Source organism: Paraburkholderia sp. CNPSo 3272 (assembly GCF_024206495.1).
In the GTDB taxonomy this organism is placed as follows: domain Bacteria; phylum Pseudomonadota; class Gammaproteobacteria; order Burkholderiales; family Burkholderiaceae; genus Paraburkholderia.
The window spans coordinates 237,033-259,312 of sequence record NZ_JAMBPQ010000002.1; the positions used below are offsets into that span (position 1 = coordinate 237,033).

Sequence of the window (22,280 nt, forward strand, 5' to 3'; positions counted from 1 at the left end):
TTAAGGCGCTTTAGCCTGCGGACTGAACCAGTTCGGCAAAGCGCAGCAGGTCGACGTTGCCCCCGGAGATGAGCACGCCCACGCGCTTGCCGCGCACGTCCACCTTGCCGTGCAGCACCGCCGCCGCAGCGAGGCAGCCGGTGGGTTCGACCACGAGCTTCATGCGGCTCGCGAAGAACTTCATCGTATCGACGAGTTCCGCGTCGCTCACCGTGACGATCTCGCTCACGCGCTCGCGGATCACCGCGAAGGTCAGGTTGCCGAGATGCTGGGTTTGCGCGCCGTCCGCAAGGGTCTTCGGCGTGTCGATGTGGACGATCTCACCCGTGCGCAGGCTGCGCTGACCGTCGTTGCCAGCCTCGGGCTCGACGCCGATCACGGTGCACGCGGGCGAGAGCGCATGCGCGGCAGTCGCACAGCCGGATAGCAGCCCGCCGCCGCCAAGCGGCGTGAGCAGCAGCTCGAGCTCGCCCGTTTCCTCGAACAGCTCCTTGGCGGCGGTGCCCTGCCCGGCCATCACGTGCGCGTGGTCGTATGGCGGGATGAGCGTGAGGCCGCGCTCGGCCGCGAGCCGTTTGCCGAGCGCCTCGCGGTCCTCGGTATAGCGATCGTAAAAGACGACCTCGCCGCCATACCCGCGCGTGGCCTCAACCTTCACGGCCGGCGCGTCGTGCGGCATGACGATCACGGCCTTCACCCCGAGCAGACGCGCCGACAGCGCGATCGCCTGCGCGTGGTTGCCCGACGAAAACGTGATCACGCCGCCCGCCTTCTGCTCCGGCGTGAACTGCGCGATCGCGTTGTAGGCGCCGCGGAATTTGAACGCGCCCATGCGCTGCAGGTTCTCGCATTTGAAGAAGAGCTGCGCGCCCGCGCGTTCGTTCGCGGTGCTGGAAGTCAGAACCGGCGTGCGGTGCGCGACGCCACGCAGGCGTTCGTGGGCGGCGGCGACGTCTTCGAAGGTAATAGGCAGAGTGCTCATGGTCGTTCTTCGGCTGGCAGGTAGGTGTAGACGGTCGAGCGCGCCACGCCGAGCGTGGAGGCCACGTCGGCGAGCGCATGACGCAGGTTCAGCATTCCGTTTGCCGCGAGTTCGCGCACGGCCTCACGGCGCTGCGCGAGCGTCATGCCGATGGGTGTGGTGTTGCGCGTGGCGGCGAAGCGTTCGAGCGCCTCGCGCACACAGCCCACGCCGCGCGGCGCAAGAGTTTCGGCGACGGGCGCAGCCGCGCTGGTCTGGATCAGTTGACCGAGGCCCGCTGTCACCGCGCCGATCAGCGACACATCCATGTTCAGGCAGAGCGCCGCGACGTACTCTCCCGCGCTGTTCTTCAGGCCGATGGATGTGCTTTTGGCCGGACGCCCGTCGGGAAAGCGGTTCGGATAGTTGGCCACGACTTCGGGAAAGCCGGAGTCGGTGATGCGCGCGAGACCCATTTCGGTGGCGGCGTCGCCGACTTGCCGTCCTGACAAATTGTTCGCGATTGCCACAACCGAGTGCTCCGGCCGCGTGAGGTCGTGCAGCACCACTTCCACGAGGGGGGCGAGCGTCTGGCCGAGCGCCGCGACGATCTTCTCGCCTTCGCGCAGGAGCAGCGCGTTCTCGTCAATGGAATGGCCGGAACGGGTTTTACGGGTTGGCATCATGATGTTGGACATTTTGACAGTTAATGACTGAATGTCAATCTCTTGAATTGATCGCTTAGGATTGCCGTGCCTGGCCGCCCGATGCGCGAAAAAAAACCCCGCCCGAAGGCGAGGTCAATCAGACACGAAGAAACACGACTCACTGCATTGCTACTCAGACCGTGAAGCGCTCGCTCACGAACTGCGTCGACGGCACGCGTGCGCGCGCCGCCACCGCCTGCGCGGCGCTCACCATCGCGGGCGGACCGCAAACGTAAAGATCGGGCGCTGCGCCACCCTCCGCGAGCGCCGCGGCGAGCGCGTCGACGGGAGTGCTGTGCGAGCCTTGCCAGCCATCACCCGCGTCGCGCACGCAAAGCTCGACGTGCAGTTGCGGCAGCGCCGCCCGAAGCGCGTCCAGTTCGTCGAGCAGGAACAGCTCGCTCTCGCGATTCACGCCGTAAAAGAGTCGCGCGTCGTTGATTTCCCCGAATTCGGCCATGCGGCGCAGCATCGAGAGCACGGGCGCCAAACCTGTGCCGCCCGCGACGAACCAGCGCGGGCGCAGACTATCGGCGATCAACCCGAACCCGCCCTGCGGGCCGTGAACGGTGAGCACGTCGCCCGGCTGCGCCCGCTCGCGCAGATACGCCGAAAATTTGCCTTGCGGCCGCAGCCGGATCAGGAATTCGAGGCGCCCTTCCCAGTTGCTCGTGTTGGCAAGCGAGAACGGGCGCTTCACGCCGCCTTCCGGCAACTCAAGCTCCGCGAACTGGCCCGCCTCGAACTCGGCGGCGCTGCCGCTCGTGTCGTCGGCATCGAGCAGCAGTTCGAGACGGCGCGTGCCGTCGGCGATCGTTTCCAGCGCGGCGATGCGCGCCGCGCGCGCGGCAACCGGCTGCAGCAGCACCTTCGTGCCGTCGTACGGCGCGGCGACGCGCAAGTCCGCCGAAGGTCTCGTGCGACACAGCAGAACCGCTTGCGGGTCGCCGGACGGCAACGCGTCCGCGCTGTGGTCGCCGAGCGTGTACGCCCCCTCGGTCACGGTGGCATGGCACGCGCCGCAACTGCCGCGCCGGCACTGCGAGGGCAGCGTGATATCCGCCGCCGCGGCCGCGCTCAGCACGTCCTGCCCCGGTTCGCATGCGAAGCCGAACGCCTGGCCGTCGCGCGTGGTGAGCTCGATTTGATAACTCATGACGTTTTCACCCGCGCTCAAGCAGCCTTGCGTGCGAGCGCCGCGGCGAGGTCCGCTTGCGCCTCGCCGATCGGCGAGATGCCGAACTGCTTGACGAGGATGTCGAGGACATTCGGCGTGAGGAAGGCGGGCAACGTCGGTCCGAGATGAATGTTGCGCAGACCGAGCGCGAGCAGCGTGAGCAGCACCGCGGCGGCCTTCTGCTCGAACCACGACACCACGAGCGTGAGCGGCAGATCGTTCACACCGCAGTCGAAGGCCTTCGAGAGCGCGATGGCGATCTGGATCGCCGAGTAGCTGTCGTTGCACTGGCCCAGATCGAGCAGGCGCGGAATGCCGCCGATGTCGCCGAACTCGTGGCGGTTGAAGCGGTACTTGTTGCAGCCGAGCGTCATGACGACGGTGTCGTCGGGCGCGCCCTGGGCGAACTCGGTGTAGTAGTTGCGGCCGGGTGCGGCGCCGTCGCAGCCGCCGATCAGAAAGAAGTGGCGGATCTGGCCGGCCTTCACCGCGTCGATCACCTTGTCGGCCACGCCGAGCACCGTGCTGCGCGCAAAGCCGATTGTGATGGTTTCTTCCGGCGCGGTGTCGCGGAAGCCCGGCAGCGCGAGCGCGGCCTGCACGACCGGCGCGAACGCGTGATGCTCGAGATGGCGCACGCCGGCCCAGCCTACCGGCCCTGTGGTGAAGATGCGCTGGCGATACTGCGGCAGCGGCTCGATCAGGCAGTTGGACGTCATCAGGATCGGGCCGGGGAAGTTCGCGAAGTCCGATTGCTGGTCCTGCCATGCGCCGCCGCAGTTGCCTGCCAGATGCGGATAGGCCTTGAGCTTGGGGTAAGCATGCGCGGGCAGCATCTCGCCGTGCGTGTAGATCTGCACGCCGGTGCCCTGGGTGGCTTCGAGCAGCGCCTCCAGATCGCCGAGGTCGTGTCCCGAAACCAGGATGGCTTTGCCCGCCGCCGGCGTCACGCGCACGGCAGCGGGTTCTGGCATGCCGAAGCGGCCCGTGTTCGCCGCATCGAGCAGTTCCATGACCTTGAGGTTGAGGTTGCCGAGCGCGAGCGCATGTTCAAGGATATCGCCGGCCTGCGTGGGTTCGCCCGCGAGAAACACGAGCGCCGCCTCCACGCCCGCGTAGACCTCTTCGCTCTCGTATCCGAGCACGCGCGCGTGATGGGCGTAGGCACACACGCCTTTGAGGCCGTAGAGCACGAGGGCGCGCAAGCCCACGACGTCCTCGCCCACCTTCGGAAGTCCAGCCCGAATGCCGACGAGCGCGGCCTGCGCCTGCAGTTCGGCGAGATCGTTGCCCGGTCGCCAGAGCGCGGCGCCGCCCGGCTGCGCAGCGGCGACGCCTTGCGCGAGCGCGAGCGCCTCGCAGCTCGACTTCACGCGATCGCGGTGTTGCGCGGCCTCGCGCAGCATCGCCACGAAACGGCTGGCGTTGAAATTGACGTTGGTGAGCGTTGTGAACAGCGCGTAGAGCATGAAGCGGTCGGCTTCGCGATCGGGGCTGCCGAGGCCGCGCGCGAGCGCGCCATACTGTGCTATGCCCTTGGCCGCGTAGATCAGCAGGTCCTGCAGATCCGCAGTCGTGGCGTCCTTGCCGCAGTTACCCCTGGCCGAGGCGCACCCCGGTGTGGCCTGGGTGCGGTCGGTCTGTTCACATTGATAGCAAAACACGGCTTTCTCCTTTTCCTTGTGGGGTGACGGCGCGAGCAGTCTTGTAAGATGCAAGGGCAATGCATCTTTTTAATGGTCGCGCGCCGGCGGGAGTTTTGCCGTGACAAAAATCAGAAAAGGTGTCGCTTGAGGCGGAGAAGCGACTGTGTGTGCGAAAACGTCGCAGCCAGTCGCCGCTCGACCCGCACGCACAAATGAAAAGCCCCGGCTCGACCGCAAGGTCGAGTCGGGGCTTCAGATCCTGCTAGATGCGTTCGGACGTTTTAGAACGGAATATCGTCGTCCATCTCGTCGAAGCCGCCGCCAGCCGGCGCGTTCGAACGGCCGCCACCGGCGCCGCCAGCACCGCCACCGCTCGAACGCGGCGCGCCGCCACCGCTGTTCCCACCTGCGGCACGGCCGCCGCCGCGCGGTGCGGATTGCTCACGGCTGTAGCCGCCGTCGTCGCCCATGTCGCTGCCCATCGAGGCGCCGCCGCTGCGGCCGCCCAGCATCTGCATTTGATCGGCCACGATTTCCGTCGAGTAGCGGTCGGTGCCATCCTGCGCTTGCCACTTGCGCGTGCGGATGCGGCCTTCGATATACACCGACGAGCCCTTCTTCAGGTACTCCGAGACGATCTCGGCCAGGCGCCCGAAGAACGACACGCGGTGCCATTCGGTCATTTCCTTGAACTCGCCGGACGCCTTGTCCTTGTAGCGGTCGGTCGTGGCGAGGCGAATGTTCGCCACGGCGTCGCCGCTCGGCAGATAGCGCACTTCCGGATCGGCGCCGAGGTTGCCGACGAGGATCACCTTGTTCACGGATGCCATGAATTTCTCCTGTTTGATTCCGTTGCGAGGAGCGGCCGCGCGGTGCGCGCCGGCGAGCGCCTGATGTTTCATGCGCCTTCACCGGCCGCGGACCGCCTCCGCGAATTGCGTTGCTGTGAACCGCTGGTTCTAACTCAGGCCCGCCCGGGTCAAGCCCGCGTGGCTTCTGCCCGCTTGGGCGGCGCCTTCATATTGGCCGCGATTATAAGCCAGCACAAGACGAGCCCCGAGCAGGTGTAAAACACGGCGCTCGCGCCCTCGTGCTTGAGTATCCATCCGCCCACGACGCCGCCGAGCGCGAGCCCGATCGACTGCGTGGTGTTGTACACGCCCGTAGCCGCGCCCTTGCGATTGCCCGGCGCGAGCTTCGACACGAGCGAAGGCTGCGAAGCCTCCAGGATGTTGAAGCCGAGGAAGTACACGAACAGCACGGCCGCCACGATGACAAGTGTATGCGCGAGCGAGCCGAGCAAAAGCTGGCCGATCAGGATAAGACCGATCGCAGAAACGAGCACGGGCTTCATCTTGCCCCGCTTCTCCGCGACGATGATGGCGGGCACCATCATGACAAACGCGAGGCCCATGACCGGCAGATAGATCATCCAGTGCGACGCGACCGGCAGGCCCGCGTCCACCAGCAGGCGCGGCACGACAAGAAAGAGCGCCGTCTGCGTGGCGTGCAGCACGAGCACGCCGAAGTTCAGGCGCAGCAGCTCCACGTTGTGGAGCACCTCGGCGAACGGAGCGCGCACGTGCACGGGCTTGCTGGGCGCGTCGGGCACGACCCAGATCACCACGCCCACCGCGAGAATCGAGAACACCCCGACCAGCGCGAACAGGCCGCTCATGCCGACCCAATGGAACACGATCGGCGCGCCGACGATGGCCACGGCGAACGACATGCCGATCGAACCCCCCACCATCGCCATGGCCTTCGTGCGGTGCTCCTCGGCGGTCAGGTCGGCGATGAACGCCAGCACGGCCGACGATACCGCGCCCATGCCCTGGATCACCCGCCCGACGATGATCCACACCATGTCGTGCGCGCCCGCCGCGACAAAGCTGCCGATCGCGAAAATGATGAGGCCGGTCGCGATGACGGGCTTTCTGCCCACCATGTCGGAAACCCAGCCGTAGAAAATATAGAGAAGCGACTGCGTGACGCCGTACGCGCCGAGCGCGATGCCGACCAGCAGAAGGTTGTCGCCGCCGGGAATAGTTTTCGCGTAGACGGAAAACACCGGCATGATCATGAAAAGACCGAGCATGCGCAGCGCGAAGATCGCCGCCAGCGAGACGGTCGCGCGCAACTCGGGCGCGCTCATGCGTGAAGATGTAGCGGGTGAATTGGAGGACATCGGAGCGTTATGTGTTTGGACCGCGAGTGCCCACACGTTTGTTGACCGGGACGCCCCCTGACGCGCCTCTTTCGAGACCCTTGCACTTGCCGCTCCGGGCCCTTTCAAAGACCGTCAGCAAGCCGTAACGGCGGTCTGGAAAAGTCGTTATAGTAGCAGGTTTGGTTTCCCTTTCTCCCGCAGGTTCATGGAACAGATCCGTATCCGTGGGGCCCGAACCCACAACCTGAAGAACGTCAATCTGGACCTGCCGCGCCACAAGCTCGTGGTGATCACCGGGCTTTCGGGCTCGGGCAAGTCCTCGCTGGCGTTCGACACGCTCTACGCGGAAGGCCAGCGCCGCTACGTGGAAAGCCTCTCGGCCTACGCGCGCCAGTTCCTGCAGCTCATGGAAAAGCCCGACGTCGACCTGATCGAGGGTCTGTCGCCGGCGATTTCCATCGAGCAGAAGGCGACGTCGCACAACCCGCGCTCGACCGTCGGCACCGTCACTGAGATCCACGACTACCTGCGGCTGCTTTACGCACGCATCGGCACGCCCTACTGCCCGGACCACGAGATTCCGCTGGAGTCGCAAAGCGTCTCGCAGATGGTGGACGCCGCGCTCGCGCTGCCCGAAGAAACGAAGCTGATGATCCTGGCTCCCGTGATCGTGGACCGCAAGGGCGAGCACGCCGAGCTGTTCGACGACATGCAGGCGCAGGGTTTCGTGCGCTTTCGGGTGCGCTCGGGCGGCGGCACGGCCAACGAAGGGGAAGCGAAGATCTACGAGGTGGAGTCGCTGCCCAAGCTCAAGAAGAGCGAGCGCCACACCATCGACGTGGTGGTGGACCGCCTGAAGGTGCGCCCCGACATGAAGCAGCGCCTCGCGGAGTCGTTCGAAACCGCGCTGCGTCTGGCCGACGGCCGCGCCATCGCGCTCGAAATGGACACGAACCGCGAGCACCTCTTTAGCTCGAAGTTCGCCTGCCCGATCTGCTCGTATTCGCTGCCGGAACTGGAACCGCGCCTCTTCTCGTTCAACAACCCGATGGGCGCGTGCCCCGAGTGCGACGGTCTGGGCCAGATCACGTTCTTCGATCCGAAGCGCGTGGTCGCGCACCCGTCGCTGTCGCTCGCGGCGGGCGCCGTGAAGGGCTGGGACCGGCGCAACCAGTTCTACTTCCAGATGCTGCAGAGCCTGGCCGCGTTCTACGACTTCGACATCGACACCGCGTTCGAGGACCTGCCGGAGAAAGTGCGCAAGATTCTGCTCTACGGCTCCGGCAAGCAGGAGATTCCGTTCTCGTACATCAACGAGCGCGGCCGCACTTCGGTACGCGAGCATGTGTTCGAAGGGATCATCCCGAACCTGGAGCGCCGCTACCGCGAGACCGACTCGGCCGCCGTGCGCGAGGAGCTTTCGAAGTACCAGAACAACCAGGCCTGCCCGCACTGCGAAGGCACGCGCTTGCGCCGCGAAGCGCGTTTCGTGCGCATTGGCGCGGGCGAAGAGGCGCGTGCCATTTATGAAGTGAGCGGCTGGCCGCTGCGCGACACGCTCGGCTACTTCCAGACGCTGCACCTCGAAGGTGCAAAGCGCGAGATTGCCGACAAGGTGGTCAAGGAAATCGTCGCGCGGCTCATGTTCCTCAATAACGTCGGGCTCGACTATCTCTCGCTCGAGCGCAGCGCCGAGACGCTTTCCGGCGGCGAGGCGCAGCGCATCCGCCTCGCCTCGCAGATCGGCTCGGGCCTGACGGGCGTGATGTATGTGCTCGACGAGCCGTCCATCGGCCTGCACCAGCGCGACAACGACCGCCTGATCTCCACGCTCAAGCACCTGCGCGACCTCGGCAATTCGGTGATCGTCGTCGAGCACGACGAGGACATGATCCGCATGGCCGACTACGTAGTCGACATGGGTCCGGGCGCGGGCGAGCACGGCGGCATGGTGATTTCGCAAGGCACGCCAGGCGAGGTCGAGCACGATCCGGCCTCGATGACGGGCCAGTACCTCTCGGGCGCGCGCCGCATCGACTATCCCGACGAGCGCCTCGAGCCCGGCGAGCGCCGCCTGCGCATCGTCGAGGCCTACGGCAACAACCTCAAGCACGTGACGCTCGACCTGCCCGTCGGTCTTTTGACCTGCGTGACGGGCGTCTCGGGCTCGGGCAAGTCCACGCTCATCAACGACACGCTTTATCACGCCGTGTCGCAGCATCTGTATGGATCGTCGGCTGAACCGGCGCCGTTCGAGGCGATCGAGGGCCTCGAGCACTTCGACAAGGTCATCAACGTCGATCAGTCGCCGATCGGGCGTACGCCGCGCTCGAACCCGGCCACCTACACGGGCCTCTTCACGCCCATCCGCGAACTGTTCGCGGGCGTGCCGGCCGCCAAGGAACGCGGCTACGAGTCGGGCCGCTTCTCGTTCAACGTGAAGGGCGGACGCTGCGAAAGCTGCCAGGGCGACGGCGTGCTGAAGGTAGAAATGCACTTCCTGCCCGACGTGTACGTGCCCTGCGACGTCTGCCACGGCAAGCGGTACAACCGCGAGACGCTGGAGATTCAATACAAGGGCCGGAACATCAGCGAAGTGCTCGACATGACGGTGGAAGCCGCCTACGAGTTCTTCAAGGCGGTGCCGGTGGTGGCGCGCAAGCTCAAGACGCTGCTCGATGTGGGCCTCGGCTATATCCGCCTCGGCCAGTCCGCCACCACGCTCTCTGGCGGCGAGGCGCAGCGCGTGAAGCTTTCGCTCGAGCTTTCCAAGCGCGACACGGGCCGCACGCTGTATATACTCGACGAGCCGACCACGGGCCTGCACTTCCACGACATCGCGCTTTTGCTCGAAGTGATTCACCGGCTTCGAGATCAGGGCAACACGGTGGTCATCATCGAGCATAATCTCGATGTAATCAAAACCGCCGACTGGGTCGTGGACATGGGACCGGAAGGCGGCGCGGGCGGTGGGCAGATCGTGGCCCAGGGGACGCCCGAACAGGTGGCGAAGTCGAAGGCAAGCTTCACGGGCCGCTATCTCGCGCCGCTGCTCAAGCGCCAGATCGCCGCGTTGGACACGGCCTCGGGCAAGTAACCCGCCAGGCGGCCTGACAACCGGGCCGGAAATTTAGCAGTAGAAATAGCTGCAGCAACAACGGGTCGGGGGCGCGTGCGCCCCCGAAGTTTGGAGACGGAAAATACCCAACATGGTCAAGCGCAACGAAGCGACCGAAGATAAACAGGTGCGCGACCTGCGGCCACGCCCGGTCAGGCTCACGAGCGACATGAGCCTGCCGAAGCTTTCGGCAGTGGAAATCGGCAGCTATGTGGCTGCGCTCGCCGGCATGCTGGCAGTGCTGCACCTGAACCTGCTCGGCGCACTGCTCGCGGGCATGCTCGTCTTCCAGCTCGTTCATACCATTTCGCCCATCGTCGAGCGGCGCATGTCGAGCAGCCGCGCACGCTGGCTCTCGGTGGTGCTGGTTTCCATCGTGATCGTGGGCGTCCTCACGGGGCTCACCGTGGGCGTCATCGAGCAGTTCGAAAGCGACGTGCCCAGCGTGCAGAAGGTCATGGCGCAGATGATGACGTTCGTCGACCAGGCGCGCGGGCGCATTCCCGAGTCTATCGCCGCTTATCTGCCCGTGGACGTCGCCCAGATGAAGCTCAAGGCGCTCGCGCTCATGCACGAGCACGCCACCCAGCTCGGCCAGGGCGGCAAGAACGCCGCGCGCATCTTCGGGCATATCGTGATCGGCATGATCATCGGCGCGATCATCGCCATTGGCGCGCAGAAGAACGCCACGCGGCTGCCGCTTTCCACCGCCTTCGTCGCGCGCGTGTCGCGCTTCGCCGACGCGTTCCGCCGCATCGTGTTCGCGCAGGTGAAGATTTCGGCCATCAACACGGCGTTCACCGGCCTATTCCTCCTGCTCGCGCTGCCGTTGTTCCACGCGCCGCTGCCGCTCGCGAAGATGCTGGTCGTGGTGACCTTCGTGGTGGGCCTGTTGCCCGTCATCGGCAATCTGATTTCGAACACGCTGATCGTCGCCATCGCGCTCACCGTGAGCCTGCCTGCGGCGGTCACGGCTCTGGTGTTCCTCATCCTGATCCACAAGCTCGAATACTTCCTGAACGCGCGCATCGTGGGAGGGCAGATCGAGGCGCGCACGTGGGAGCTGCTCGTCGCGATGCTCGTGATGGAAGCCGCGTTCGGCATTCAAGGCGTGATCGCCGCGCCGATTTTCTACGCGTATATCAAGCGCGAACTGATCTATCTGCGACTCGTCTGAGCCGCTTTCTCCCAGGCCCGCGAGCGGCCCTCAGCCCCCGCGCGGCTCGCCGGGTACATCGGTCATGCCGCTGTGCCCCATGGCGTAGATCGCCACCTGGACGCGGCTCGTGAGATTGAGCTTGCGCAGAATGTTGCGCACGTGAATCTTCACCGTGCTCTCCGCCAGGTCGAGCGCACGCGCAATCTCCTTGTTGCTCGCGCCGCGCGCCAGCTCGCGCACGATGTCGCGCTCGCGCGCCGTGAGCGTCTCGGCGCTCGCGCGCGCGGCCCCAGCCGTGCCGGTCCCGCTGGTTGACTGCGCAGGCTTGCGCATCTGCTCCACGAGCTTCGCTGTCATGTGCTCGGTAATGACCGGCTGGCCGCTCGCGGCCTTGCGGATCGCCGCCACCAGTGCGTCGGCGTCGATGCTCTTGAGCAGGAAGCCACGCGCGCCCGCGCGCATCGCGGCGGTGAGTTCGTCGGCTTCCTCGGAGACGGTGAGCATCACGACCGCCGTGTCCGGCAAATCTTCCACCAGCAGTTGCAGCGTTTCGAGCCCCGAGAGGCCCGGCATGTTCAGGTCGAGCAGGATGACGTCCGGCAGATGCTGCTTCGCGCGCTTGACGCCTTCCACGCCGTCCGACGCCTCGCCGACCACCTTCAGATCAGGCTGGCGCTGCAGGAGCGCGCTCACGCCCGAGCGAAAGAGCGTGTGGTCGTCGATGAGCAGGATGCGTATGGTCATGGGGATCGATGTCTTTCGCGATGGCTTCCGTTCTGACCGTAACGCCGTCGGCCAGGTTCATTGGCTGCATTCACGCGGCCATGCGGCTCGCCGCGGGCAGCACCAGTTCGACGCGCGCGCCGCGACCCGGCGCGCTCTGCCGCGTGAGCACGGCGGCAAGACGTCTCGCGCGCTCATGCATGATGTGAAAGCCCACGTGCGATTCGCCGCGCGAGGCGATATCGGCGGGATCGTAGCCCACGCCGTCGTCTTCGATCGTCAGGCGGAAGTCGCGCGCGTTCACGACGCTCACCTGTACGTGCAGCGCCTGCGCATGCTTGCGCGCATTCGAGAGCGCCTCCTGCAGCACGAAGAGTACCTGCAACTGCTGGTCGGGAGGCAGCGGCGGCCCGTCTTCGTCGCGATAGTCGAGCGTCAGCTCGGCGTCCGACTGGCGGCGAAAGCGCGCCACGGTGTCCTCCACGGCGAGGCGCAGTTTGCCCGGGCCGAGCTTCGTGCGGAAATTCAGCAGCAGTTCGCGCACGTCGTCGTAGCTTTCCTCCACGCCGCCCGCAAGCAGCGGCACGATCTCGCGGATCTCGTCGAGGTCGCCCTGCTGCGCCGCCCCATCGAGCAGGTGCACCTGCATCTTCAGGAAGCTCAGGCCTTGCGCGATGCTGTCGTGCAGCCCTTGAGCGACGAGATTGCGCTCCTCGGACACGGCCAGTTGGCGCCCGAGCGCCACGAGCCGCCGGTTCATGAGCGCGACACCCAGGTGGCGGCCGAGCGTCTGGAGCAGCTGGACGCCCGACGGCGGAATCTCCCGCTCGCGCCGGAAGTGCAACGAGAACGTGCCAAGCGTCTCGTTCTGCGCGACGATGGCCGACACCGCGACGCTCACGAAGCCTGCCTTCAGGCAGCGCTGCGTGAAAGCCCCGCTCATTGCGCTCATTGCGCTCTCGCCGCTTTCTCCCCCGCCCGCGCGCGCGCCTGGCTGCGCCATCAGGCCGAATACGACTGGCGCCTCGGCCGTGGCACCCCCGCAAGCACAGTCCGCCGCCGGCATGCACTGCTCCGCGCGCGTGATCGATTCGGGCATGCCTTCCGAGACGAGCAGATGCAGATTGCCGTCGTCAGGCGAAACGACGCGCACCGTGCCGCCGTCGGCGTCGAATTCGCGCATCACGCGCGTGAGGAAATCGTGGCACAGGGTTTCCGCCGGGCCCGGCGTGTTGAGAAACGCCGCCATCTCGTAGAGCGTGGCGAGTTCGCGGTTTTGCGCCGCCAGTTGCGCGGTCTTGGCGTCCACGCGCCCGGCAAGGTCCTGGTACAGCGCCTGCAACTCCGCGACCATGCGGTTGAAGCCTTGCGTGAGATGGCCGAACTCGTCGTACGTTTCGACCGGCAACCGTGTGTCGAACTCGCGCGCCTCGATGCGCGCGAGCCCGTCCTGCAAGCGCTGCACGGGCGCCACGAACCACTGGTAAAGCAGATAGACGATCGCCATCGTGCCCACGCACGACAGCGCCGCGAGCGCGACCTGCGAAATGCGCAGCCACGCGGTCTTGCGGGCGTTCTCGCGCTCGATCAGGCTGACGAGCCGGTTCGCGTCGTCGACGAAGCCGGGCAGCAGGCCGATGTACGTCGAGGGCTCACTCCCGCTGCCGGCGAGGTCGCTCAGCGCAGCGGGCTTGAGCGTCTGGTTCCAGGCACTCGCGACGCGTTCGAACTGCGCGTGGATGCCGGCATCGGTGGGAAGAAAAAGCGGCCGCGCCGGATCGCCGTCGCGCAATTCGCGCAGCGTCTCGTCGAGCTGGCGCATCTGGGCATCGACTTGCGAGGGCTGGCCCGTGCGGGCTTCCCATAGAGCGATCGCCACCGCGTGCGCGCGCATGCGCAGGCTGCCCGCGTCGTTGATCGCGGCGCCGCCGCCCTCGAGCTGCCAGGAAAGCCAGAGCGTGCCGCTGATCATCGCGAGCACGAGCGCGAGCGCCACCGTGGAAAGCACAACGATGCGCGTGGAGAGCCGCCTTGGGAACGGCGCTTCCTGCTTGGCGGCAGATGCGGCAGATGCGGTTGCGGAATCGGAAGACGGAGTCATGGCCGGGACCGGGAATCGGCTGCGCCGAAACGGCGGCGCCTGTGCCGACATTATCGGACGGAGTGCAACCGATCGCGCGCTATGTCGCGGTCTGCACGGCCAACTGCGACACTATGCGTCAGATCGCCTGCCTCCCGGGCGAGCCCCGGCGAATCACGTTGCGCGCCCCGGGCCTCTGCGCATCGAAAAAAAGCGGGGAATGCGAGAGGGCTCGCTCCCCGCGAAGAACGGCCATCCCCACGGCCGTCCGGAGGCAAACGTCGACCGCTAGCGGCTGCGCACGAGCTGCCAGGCGCGCGAGAGATAGGTGATCGAGGCGAACCCGCTCCACACGTGGACGAGCCGCGTGAACGGGAAGATGACGAACAGCGTCATGCCCATGAAGAGGTGCATGCGGAAGATGAGCGGCGCGTCTGTCACGAAGCTCGCGGCGTCGCCGCGGAACGTGACGATGTGCTGCGCCCAGGTCATGAGCCGCACCATCATCGCGCCGTCCATATGGCTCGCCGATTCGCCGATGGTGCTCAGCCCGAGCAGCAGCGTGACGAGCAGCCACAACAGCAGCACCTTGTCGCCCACGCGCGTGACGGCCGAAACGCGCGCGTTCGAAAGCCGCCGGTGCAGCAGGATCGCGAGGCCCACCAGACACATCGAGCCCATCACGCCGCCCGCGACCATTGCCACGAGCTGCTTGACCGCGTGCGGCACGCCGAGCCAGTCCCACACAGCGACGGGCGTGAGCAGACCGAACAGATGTCCGAAGAAGAGCCCGAGCACGCCGACGTGAAAGAGGATATTGCCAAGCCGCAAATGCCCGCGATAGAGCAACTGCGAGCTGTCCGCCTTCCATGTGTACTGCTCGCGCTCGAAGCGCGCGAGGCTGCCGAACAGGAAGATGGCGGCGGCAATATACGGATAGATGCCGAACAAAAACTGATTGAACGTGTTCATGGCGATTCCTTTGCGCAGGCAGCCGCAGTGGTCGCAGTGGTCGCGGCAAACTGCGCTCGCGGGTGGAATTGAACGACCTGCGGCGAGTTGCTCGCGCCGAACGCGTGCGTGAGCGGCTCCACGCCGTCCGCGCCGGTGCCGAAGCGTTCGAGCGCCTCGTCCATGTCGCGCACGGGAGCGTCCACGAGCGGCAGCGGCTCGACATCGGTCAGCTCGCACAGCACCGTGAAGATGCCCGCGTAGGGGCTTTCACTCTTCTCGAGCTGATTGCCAAGCGCGGCAAGCACGTGAATCGCCTCGCCGAGCAGCGCGCGCGACTCGTCCTCGCCGATCAGGCCGAGCACTTCGAGAAAGAGCGGCACGTAGTCGGGCAGTTCGCTCGTCGCGATGTCGAGGCCATGGTTGCGGTATTCGTCGAGCAGATCGACCATCGCCTGGCCGCGCGCGCGACTCTCGCCATGCACGTGCTCGAACAGATGCAGCGAGTGGCGCGGATTGCGGTCGAAGGTGGCCACGTACGCTTCCTGCGACTCGACGAGCGAGCGCTCGCGCAGCGCCGCGATGAGCGGCGCCAGTTCGTGCACTCCGAATGCGCCGTTCGGCAGGGCTTCGAGCGCGGCTTCGATCTCGTCGAGCGCGTCGAGCAAGGGCTGCTCGGGATAGTCGAGCAGCGCGCAGAGAACCGGATAAATCGACATGATGGTGCCCCCCGCTCAAGCTTCAGACGGCGTCTTGCGACGCGACTTCGGCATATCGACATACGCCACGCTGCCTTCGACCTTCGAGCCGAACAGCGAGCCCTCGGAAACGCCGCCCGAACACCCGTTGCCGAACGAGAAGCCGCAACTGCCCTTCTCGTTGAACGAGTCCTCGACCATTTCCTTGTGCGACGACGGCACGACGAAGCGGTCCTCATAGTTCGCAATCGCCATGGTGCGGTACATGTCCTCGACCTGCTCGGGCGTGAGACCCGCGCGCGCGAGAACCGCGTTGTCGTTCACGCCGTCCACGGCCTGGGCGCGCTTGTAGGCGCGCATCGCCAGCATGCGGTTGAGCGCCGAAATCACGGGCTGTTCGTCGCCGGCGGTCAGCAGGTTGGCGAGATAGCGCATGGGAATGCGCAGGCTCGCCACGTCGGGAATCACGCCGTCCATGCCGATATGGCCCGCGTCCGCGGCCGACTGGATCGGCGAAAGCGGCGGCACGTACCAGACCATCGGCAGCGTGCGGTACTCGGGGTGCAGCGGGAACGCGATCTTCCACTCGAGCGCCATGCGGTACACGGGCGAGCGCATGGCGGCGTCGAGCCAGCTCTGCGGCACGCCCTGGCGGCGCGCCTCGGCCTGAATGGCGGGATCGTGCGGATCGAGGAACACGTCGAGCTGCGACTGATACAGATCCTGCGTCGATTCAACCGATGCCGCCTCGCTGATGCGGTCCGCGTCGTAAAGCATCACACCCAGATAGCGGATGCGGCCCACGCACGTTTCCGAGCAGACGGTAGGCTGCCCCGCCTCGATGCGCGGATAGCAGAAGATGCACTTCTCGGCCTTGCCGCTCTTCCAGTTGAAGTACATCTTCTTGTACGGGCAGCCCGAGATGCACATGCGCCAGCCGCGGCACTTGTCCTGGTCGACGAGCACGATGCCGTCGTCTTCGCGCTTGTACACCGAGCCCGAAGGGCACGACGCCACGCACGCGGGATTCAGGCAGTGCTCGCACAGGCGCGGCAGGTACATCATGAAGGTGTTCTCGAAGGTCGAATACATCTCCTTCTGCACGTTCTCGAACAGCTTGTCGCGGCTGCGCGAGGCGAACTCGCCGCCCAGATCGTCTTCCCAGTTGGGACCCCAATGGATCTTGTCCATCTTCTTGCCGGTGATGACCGACACCGGGCGCGCAGTGGGCGGCGTCTGCGAGAGGCGCGCCTTCTGCAAATGCTCGTAGTCGTACGTGAACGGCTCGTAGTAGTCGTCGATGCCGGGCAGGTTCGGGTTCGCGAACAGGTTGGCCAGCACCTTGAGCTTCGGGCCCTGGCGCGGCTCGAGCTTGCCGTTCGGGTTGCGGACCCAGCCGCCGTTCCACTTCTCCTGGTTCTCCCATTCCTTCGGATAGCCGATGCCGGGCTTCGTCTCCACGTTGTTGAACCACGCGTACTCGACGCCATCGCGCGACGTCCACACGTTCTTGCACGTGACGGAGCATGTATGGCAGCCGATGCACTTGTCGAGGTTCAGGACCATCGCCACCTGGGCGCGGATTTTCATGATGCTGCTCCTTCCTTCATCGGGCCTTCCAGCCACTCGACCTTCTTCATCTTGCGCACGATTACGTACTCGTCGCGGTTGCTGCCAACGGTGCCGTAGTAGTTGAAGCCATACGCCAGTTGCGCGTAGCCGCCGATCATGTGCGTGGGCTTGAGCACCGTGCGCGTGACCGAGTTGTGAATGCCGCCGCGCATGCCGCTCGTTTCCGCTCCGGGAACGTTGATGATCTTTTCCTGCGCGTGATACATGAGGCACATGCCGCGCGGCACGCGCTGGCTCACCACGACGCGCGCGGTGAGCGTGCCGTTCACGTTGAACACCTCGACCCAGTCGTTGTCGACGAGACCCGCCTCCTTCGCCTCGGCTTCCGAGACCCAGACGTGCGGGCCGCCACGCGACAGCGTGAGCATGCGCAGGTTGTCTGTGTACGTGGAGTGGATGCCCCACTTCTGATGCGGCGTGATCCAGTTCAGCACGAGTTCGTGCTCGCCGTTGGGTTTCGCGCCGAGCATGGGCGAGGTCGTCTTCGTGTCGATGGCGGGCTTGTAGTTGCAGAGGCCCTCGCCGAAATCGAGCATCCAGCGATGATCCTGATAGAACTGCTGACGGCCCGTGAGCGTGCGCCAGGGAATCAGCTCGTGCACGTTCGTGTAGCCCGCGTTGTAGCTCACTTCTTCCGATTCGAGCCCCGACCACGTAGGCGCGGAGATGATCTTGCGCGGCTGCGCCTGCACGTCGCGAAAGCGGATCTTGTCGTGCTCGCGGCCTGCGGCCAGATGCGTGTGATCGCGGCCCGTGATCTTCGAGAGCGCGTCCCACGCTTTCACCGCTACGTGGCCGTTGGTTTCCGGCGCGAAAGTGAGGATCATCTCGGCGGCGTCGATGGCCGTTTCCAGACGCGGGCGTCCCTCGGCCGCGCCGCGGTTCTGCTGGATGCCCGTGAGCCGCGCGAACTCGCCCACCTCGTGCACGGTGTTCCAGTTGATGCCCTTGCCGCCGTTGCCCAGCTTCTCGAGCAGCGGCCCGACGGAGGTGAACTTGTTGTAGATCTCCCGATAGTCGCGCTCCACGAGCGTCATCGAAGGCGCGGTCTTGCCAGGGATCAGATCGCATTCGCCAAGACGCCAGTCCTTCGGCTCGAACGCCTGGCCGAGTTCGCCCGGCGTGTCGTGCATGAGCGGCGTGCACACGAGGTCCATGCGCTTGCCCAGATGCGCGCCGCCGATCTCCGAAAACTTCTTCGCGATGGCCTTGTAGATCTCCCAGTCGGTCTTGCTCTCCCACAGCGGCTGCACCGCCTCCGAAAGCGGATGGATGAACGGGTGCATGTCCGACGTGTTGAGGTCGTCCTTCTCGTACCACGTGGCCGAAGGCAGCACGATATCGCCGTAAAGGCACGTGGTGCTCATGCGGAAGTCGAGCACAGTGAGCAGGTCGAGCTTGCCTTCGGCCGCTTCGCGCACCTTCACTTCGGCGGGCTTGATCGCATCGGCTTCGTCGCCGAACAGCGCGTTCTGGGTGCCGAGCAGGTACTTGAGGAAATACTCGTGCCCCTTGCCCGAGCTGCCCAGGATGTTCGAGCGCCACACGAACATGTTGCGCGGAAAGTTCGCGGGATTGTCGGGGTCGTCGCAGGCGAAGTTCAGAGCGCCCGACTTCAGCTGATCGACGGTGTATTGCACCGGCGGCACGCCTGCGCGCTGCGCCGCGTCCACCACGTCGAGCGGATTGGCGCCCAGCTGCGGCGCCGAAGGCAGCCAGCCCATGCGCTCGGACTTCGCGTTGAGGTCGAGCATCGACAGGTTCTTGTAGCGTTCGCGGTCCGCGCCCGGGCCGAGGATCTCGTCCAGACTCACCTTTTCGTGACGCCACTGGCTCGTGTGGTTGTAGAAGAACGACGTGCCGTTCATCTGGCGCGGCGGGCGCGACCAGTCGAGCGCGAACGCGAGCGGCGCCCAGCCGAACTGCGGACGCAGCTTTTCCTGGCCCACGTAGTGCGCCCAGCCGCCGCCGCTCTGGCCGATACAGCCGCACATCATCAGCAGATTGATGATGCCGCGGTAGATCATGTCGTTGTGATACCAGTGATTGAGCGCCGCGCCGACGATCACCATGCTCTTGCCGCGCGTGCGGTCGGCGTTGTCGGCAAACTCGCGCGCCACCTGGATCACGAGCTTGCGCGGTACCGTGGTGTGCTTCTCCTGCCATGCGGGCGTGCAGGGCACGTCGTCGTCATACGAGGACGCGACGTTCGGGCCGCCAAGCCCCTGGTCGACGCCGTAGTTGGCCATCTGCAGGTCGTAGACGGTGGCGACCAGCACGCTCGTGCCGTCCGCGAGCGCCACGCGCTTCACGGGCACGCGGCGCGCGAGCAGCGCGCCATGCTCGCCGCCGAAGTACGGGAAGCCCACCTCGATCACTTCGTCATGCTGATCGACGAGCGAAAGGCGCGGATCGATTTCGCGGCCGCTGCCGCCGTCCTTCATTTCGAGGTTCCAGCGGCCCACCTTCTTGCCGCCGTCGTGCTCGCCTTCGCCCCAGCGGAAACCGATCGAGCCGTTCGGCGCGACGATGTCGCCTGTGGTCGAATCGATGGCGAGCGTCTTCCACTGCGGGTTGTTCGCCTCGTCGAGATTTGCGGCGAGTTGCGACGCGCGCAGGAACTGGTCCGGCACGAACGCGCCATCGCGCTTCGCGAGCGTGACGAGCATCGGCATGTCGGTGTACTGCTTCACGTAATCGCGGAAGTACGCGGACTTCGCCGTTGCGTGAAACTCCTTGAGCACCACGTGGCCCATTGCGAGCGCGAGCGCCGCGTCGGTGCCCTGCTTCGGCGCGAGCCAGATGTCGCCGAACTTCACCATCTCGCCGAAGTCGGACGACACGGCCACCGTCTTCGTGCCCTTGTAGCGGACCTCGGTGTAGAAGTGGGCGTCGGGCGTGCGCGTTTGCGGCACGTTCGAGCCCCACACCATGAGATAGGTGGAGTTGTACCAGTCGGCCGATTCGGGCACGTCGGTCTGCTCGCCCCACACCTGCGGCGAGGAAGGCGGCAGGTCGCAATACCAGTCGTAGAACGACAGGCACGCCCCGCCGATCAGGCTCAGATAACGCGCGCCCGCGGCGTACGAGACCATCGACATTGCGGGAATGGGCGAGAAGCCAATCACGCGATCGGGACCGTACTTGCCGATGGTGTAGGCGTTGGCCGCCGCGATCATCTCGGTGGCCGTGTCCCACCCGGCACGCACGAAGCCGCCCTGGCCGCGCGCGCGCTTGTAGTGCGCCGCCTTCTTCGGGTCCTCGACGATCGAAGCCCATGCCTTGACCGGGTCGAGCGTCTTGCGCGCCTCTCGCCACATCTCGATCAGACGCCCGCGGATCATCGGGTACTTCACGCGCTGCGCCGAATACACGTACCAGCTATACGATGCGCCACGCGGGCAGCCGCGCGGTTCGTGATTGGGCAGGTCGGCGCGCGTGCGCGGATAGTCGGTCTGTTGCGTTTCCCACGTGATCAGGCCGTTCTTCACGTAGACCTTCCACGAGCACGAGCCCGTGCAGTTCACGCCGTGGGTCGAGCGCACGATCTTGTCGTGCTGCCAGCGGCTGCGATAGCCGTCTTCCCATTTGCGGTCCTCGTTCACCACCGCGCCGTGGCCCTTTGAAAACGTCGACTTCACGCGCGACATGAACTTCAACCGGTCCAGAAAATAGCTCATCAGGTTCTCCGGGACTGCTGCTGGAATCGATCGATCGCGCCTGTCGCCGCCCGCTCGCGTTGCAAGCCTGGCGCCTCGCGCTCGTATCGTTCCGAGTATGGCGAGCAGGCACCTGCCTGCCCATTCATCAACGGGAGAGTTCGCACTACTCCCAAAGGACTAATCCGGTTCAGCAAGGCGTGGACGCGTTGCGGCGCGCATAGAAGAACCACGTCACCACCGCGCACACCACATAGAAGCCGATGAAGCACACGAGCGCGCCGACCGGTGAGCCGGTCATGTCGAGCGACGAGCCAAAGCTCTTCGGAATGAAGAAGCCGCCGTACGCGCCCATCGCGCCCGCGAAGCCGAGCACCGCCGCCGATTCCTTGCCCGCTTCGGCGAGCGCGCCGCGATGTGCGTCATCACCCTTGCTCTTCGCGGCGCGTTGATGCTGCGTCAGGAAGATCACGGGAATCATGCGGAAGGTCGAACCGTTGCCGACACCGGTGAGCGCGAACAGCACGACGAACATCGCGAGGAAGCCGGCGAAGCTGCCCTGTGCGCCGCCCAGCGCGCCGCCCGGCAGGAACGCGATCACACCTATCACCGCGACGATCATCGCGAGGAAGGTCCAGAGCGTGACGCGCGCGCCGCCGAGCCTGTCGGAGATCCAGCCGCCGACGGGGCGCGTGAGCGCGCCGGCGAGCGGCCCGAGGAAGGCCCATGCAGTCGGGTTGATGGCAGGAAACTCGGCCTTCGTGAGGAGCGCGAGGCCGGCCGAGAAACCGATGAACGAACCGAACGTGCCCACATAGAGAAAGCACATGATCCAGTTGTGTGCGCGGCGGAAGATCACGGCCTGCTCGCTGAACGAGGCCTTCGCGTCGGCGATGTCGTTCATGCCGAACCACGCGGCGAACGAGGAGACGACGATGAGCGGAATCCACACGAAGCCGGCGTTCTGCAGCCAGATGCTGTGCTCGACGCCGTCCTTCACGTAGGTGTGCCCGTCGCCGAGCAGGCCGGCGAACACGGCTGTCGAAATGACGATCGGCGTGACGAACTGCACGAGCGAGACGCCGAGGTTGCCGATGCCTGCATTGAGGCCGGTGGCAAAACCCTTGCGCGCCTTCGGAAAGAAGAAGCTGATGTTCGCCATCGACGAGCTGAAGTTCGCGCCGCCCAGACCGCACAGCAAGGCGAGCACGAGCAGCGTCGAATACGAGGTGGACGGATCGCGCAGCGCGAAGCCCATACCGATGGCCGGGATCAGCAGACTCGCCGTTGAGATCGCCGTGAAGCGGCGGCCGCCGAAAATCGGCACGAGAAACGAATAGAAGATGCGCAGCGTGGCGCCCGAAAGCGCGGGCAGCGCCGTGAGCCAGAAGAGTTCGTTCTTGGTGAAGTGAAAGCCGCCCTTGTCGAGATTGACGACCGTGACGCTCCACAGCGACCACACCACGAACGCCAGCATCAGGGCGGGAATCGAAATCCACAGGTTACGGTTGGCGATCTGCTCGCCGGAAGCCTGCCAGAACCGGGTGTTCTCGGGCTCCCATTGGGTCAGGAGATACTTGGACATGATTGTGCTCGTTC

15 protein-coding genes are annotated in these 22,280 nt (G+C 65.6%); 2 read left to right on the forward strand and 13 right to left on the reverse strand.

What is annotated here, in order from left to right:
- Window positions 1-10: 10 nt before the first annotated feature.
- The 6 genes from M3I53_RS03430 to M3I53_RS03455 all read right to left on the reverse strand — a co-directional run bounded on the left by M3I53_RS03430 (window position 11) and on the right by M3I53_RS03455 (window position 6,679).
- Window positions 11-982, reverse strand: coding sequence for a threo-3-hydroxy-L-aspartate ammonia-lyase (locus tag M3I53_RS03430; protein ID WP_254314561.1), 972 nt, complete (start codon window positions 980-982; stop codon window positions 11-13).
- On the reverse strand, window positions 979-1,647 hold the full coding sequence (locus M3I53_RS03435) for a transcriptional regulator (RefSeq protein WP_254314562.1): 669 nt from the start codon (window positions 1,645-1,647) through the stop codon (window positions 979-981). Before M3I53_RS03435 ends, M3I53_RS03430 begins: the two co-directional genes overlap by 4 nt.
- Before the next feature lie 154 nt (window positions 1,648-1,801).
- Window positions 1,802-2,824 carry a 2Fe-2S iron-sulfur cluster binding domain-containing protein gene (locus M3I53_RS03440; protein WP_254314563.1) on the reverse strand — a complete coding sequence of 341 codons (1,023 nt, stop codon included), beginning with the start codon at window positions 2,822-2,824 and terminating at the stop codon, window positions 1,802-1,804.
- Window positions 2,825-2,841: 17 nt separating this feature from the next.
- Window positions 2,842-4,509 (reverse strand): hydroxylamine reductase, encoded by a 1,668-nt coding sequence (gene hcp, locus M3I53_RS03445; RefSeq protein WP_254314564.1) that lies wholly within the window; start codon window positions 4,507-4,509, stop codon window positions 2,842-2,844.
- A 263-nt stretch (window positions 4,510-4,772) separates the two neighbouring features.
- Window positions 4,773-5,321 (reverse strand): single-stranded DNA-binding protein, encoded by a 549-nt coding sequence (locus tag M3I53_RS03450; protein WP_254314565.1) that lies wholly within the window; start codon window positions 5,319-5,321, stop codon window positions 4,773-4,775.
- A gap of 149 nt (window positions 5,322-5,470) precedes the next feature.
- A complete protein-coding gene (locus tag M3I53_RS03455) occupies window positions 5,471-6,679 on the reverse strand; it encodes an MFS transporter (protein WP_375542455.1) in 1,209 nt (402 codons plus the stop codon).
- A 187-nt stretch (window positions 6,680-6,866) separates the two neighbouring features.
- Here M3I53_RS03455 and uvrA point away from each other — a divergent pair, with 187 nt between their 5' ends.
- Both uvrA and M3I53_RS03465 read left to right on the forward strand, forming a co-directional pair.
- Window positions 6,867-9,758, forward strand: coding sequence for an excinuclease ABC subunit UvrA (gene uvrA, locus M3I53_RS03460; protein ID WP_254314566.1), 2,892 nt, complete (start codon window positions 6,867-6,869; stop codon window positions 9,756-9,758).
- Between the two features lie 112 nt (window positions 9,759-9,870).
- On the forward strand, window positions 9,871-10,956 hold the full coding sequence (locus tag M3I53_RS03465) for an AI-2E family transporter (RefSeq protein ID WP_254314567.1): 1,086 nt from the start codon (window positions 9,871-9,873) through the stop codon (window positions 10,954-10,956).
- A 30-nt stretch (window positions 10,957-10,986) separates the two neighbouring features.
- Here the strand turns inward: M3I53_RS03465 and M3I53_RS03470 are convergent, their stop codons facing one another.
- From M3I53_RS03470 to M3I53_RS03500, 7 genes are all read right to left on the reverse strand, one after another.
- A complete protein-coding gene (locus tag M3I53_RS03470; RefSeq protein ID WP_254314568.1) occupies window positions 10,987-11,682 on the reverse strand; it encodes a response regulator transcription factor in 696 nt (231 codons plus the stop codon).
- A gap of 70 nt (window positions 11,683-11,752) precedes the next feature.
- Entirely contained in the window at window positions 11,753-13,762 is a 2,010-nt protein-coding gene (locus tag M3I53_RS03475; RefSeq protein ID WP_254314569.1) for a type IV pili methyl-accepting chemotaxis transducer N-terminal domain-containing protein, read from the reverse strand.
- Window positions 13,763-14,029: 267 nt separating this feature from the next.
- Window positions 14,030-14,713 carry a respiratory nitrate reductase subunit gamma gene (gene narI, locus M3I53_RS03480; protein ID WP_254314570.1) on the reverse strand — a complete coding sequence of 228 codons (684 nt, stop codon included), beginning with the start codon at window positions 14,711-14,713 and terminating at the stop codon, window positions 14,030-14,032.
- The gene (gene narJ, locus M3I53_RS03485; protein WP_254314571.1) at window positions 14,710-15,411 is read right to left on the reverse strand and encodes a nitrate reductase molybdenum cofactor assembly chaperone; all 702 of its coding nucleotides are present in this window, start codon (window positions 15,409-15,411) and stop codon (window positions 14,710-14,712) included. Before narJ ends, narI begins: the two co-directional genes overlap by 4 nt.
- A 15-nt stretch (window positions 15,412-15,426) precedes the next feature.
- Window positions 15,427-16,980: a nitrate reductase subunit beta gene (gene narH / locus M3I53_RS03490; RefSeq protein ID WP_254314572.1), complete on the reverse strand. Its 1,554-nt coding sequence runs from the start codon at window positions 16,978-16,980 to the stop codon at window positions 15,427-15,429.
- A complete protein-coding gene (locus M3I53_RS03495) occupies window positions 16,977-20,702 on the reverse strand; it encodes a nitrate reductase subunit alpha (protein WP_254314573.1) in 3,726 nt (1,241 codons plus the stop codon). The genes narH and M3I53_RS03495 overlap by 4 nt, the downstream gene beginning before the upstream one ends.
- A 169-nt stretch (window positions 20,703-20,871) precedes the next feature.
- Window positions 20,872-22,266, reverse strand: a complete 1,395-nt coding sequence (locus M3I53_RS03500) for a NarK family nitrate/nitrite MFS transporter (protein ID WP_254314574.1) — start codon at window positions 22,264-22,266, stop codon at window positions 20,872-20,874.
- Window positions 22,267-22,280 lie beyond the last annotated feature (14 nt).

Coding starts and splice junctions, on each gene's coding strand:
- M3I53_RS03450 (WP_254314565.1), bottom strand. CDS start 5,321: ATGGCATCCGTGAACAAGGTGATCCTCGTCGGCAACCTCGGCGCCGAT.
- M3I53_RS03500 (WP_254314574.1), bottom strand. CDS start 22,266: ATGTCCAAGTATCTCCTGACCCAATGGGAGCCCGAGAACACCCGGTTC.
- M3I53_RS03435 (WP_254314562.1), bottom strand. CDS start 1,647: ATGATGCCAACCCGTAAAACCCGTTCCGGCCATTCCATTGACGAGAAC.
- M3I53_RS03495 (WP_254314573.1), bottom strand. CDS start 20,702: ATGAGCTATTTTCTGGACCGGTTGAAGTTCATGTCGCGCGTGAAGTCG.
- M3I53_RS03475 (WP_254314569.1), bottom strand. CDS start 13,762: ATGACTCCGTCTTCCGATTCCGCAACCGCATCTGCCGCATCTGCCGCC.
- uvrA (WP_254314566.1), top strand. CDS start 6,867: ATGGAACAGATCCGTATCCGTGGGGCCCGAACCCACAACCTGAAGAAC.
- M3I53_RS03455 (WP_375542455.1), bottom strand. CDS start 6,679: ATGTCCTCCAATTCACCCGCTACATCTTCACGCATGAGCGCGCCCGAG.
- M3I53_RS03470 (WP_254314568.1), bottom strand. CDS start 11,682: ATGACCATACGCATCCTGCTCATCGACGACCACACGCTCTTTCGCTCG.
- narI (WP_254314570.1), bottom strand. CDS start 14,713: ATGAACACGTTCAATCAGTTTTTGTTCGGCATCTATCCGTATATTGCC.
- narH (WP_254314572.1), bottom strand. CDS start 16,980: ATGAAAATCCGCGCCCAGGTGGCGATGGTCCTGAACCTCGACAAGTGC.
- narJ (WP_254314571.1), bottom strand. CDS start 15,411: ATGTCGATTTATCCGGTTCTCTGCGCGCTGCTCGACTATCCCGAGCAG.
- M3I53_RS03440 (WP_254314563.1), bottom strand. CDS start 2,824: ATGAGTTATCAAATCGAGCTCACCACGCGCGACGGCCAGGCGTTCGGC.
- M3I53_RS03430 (WP_254314561.1), bottom strand. CDS start 982: ATGAGCACTCTGCCTATTACCTTCGAAGACGTCGCCGCCGCCCACGAA.
- M3I53_RS03465 (WP_254314567.1), top strand. CDS start 9,871: ATGGTCAAGCGCAACGAAGCGACCGAAGATAAACAGGTGCGCGACCTG.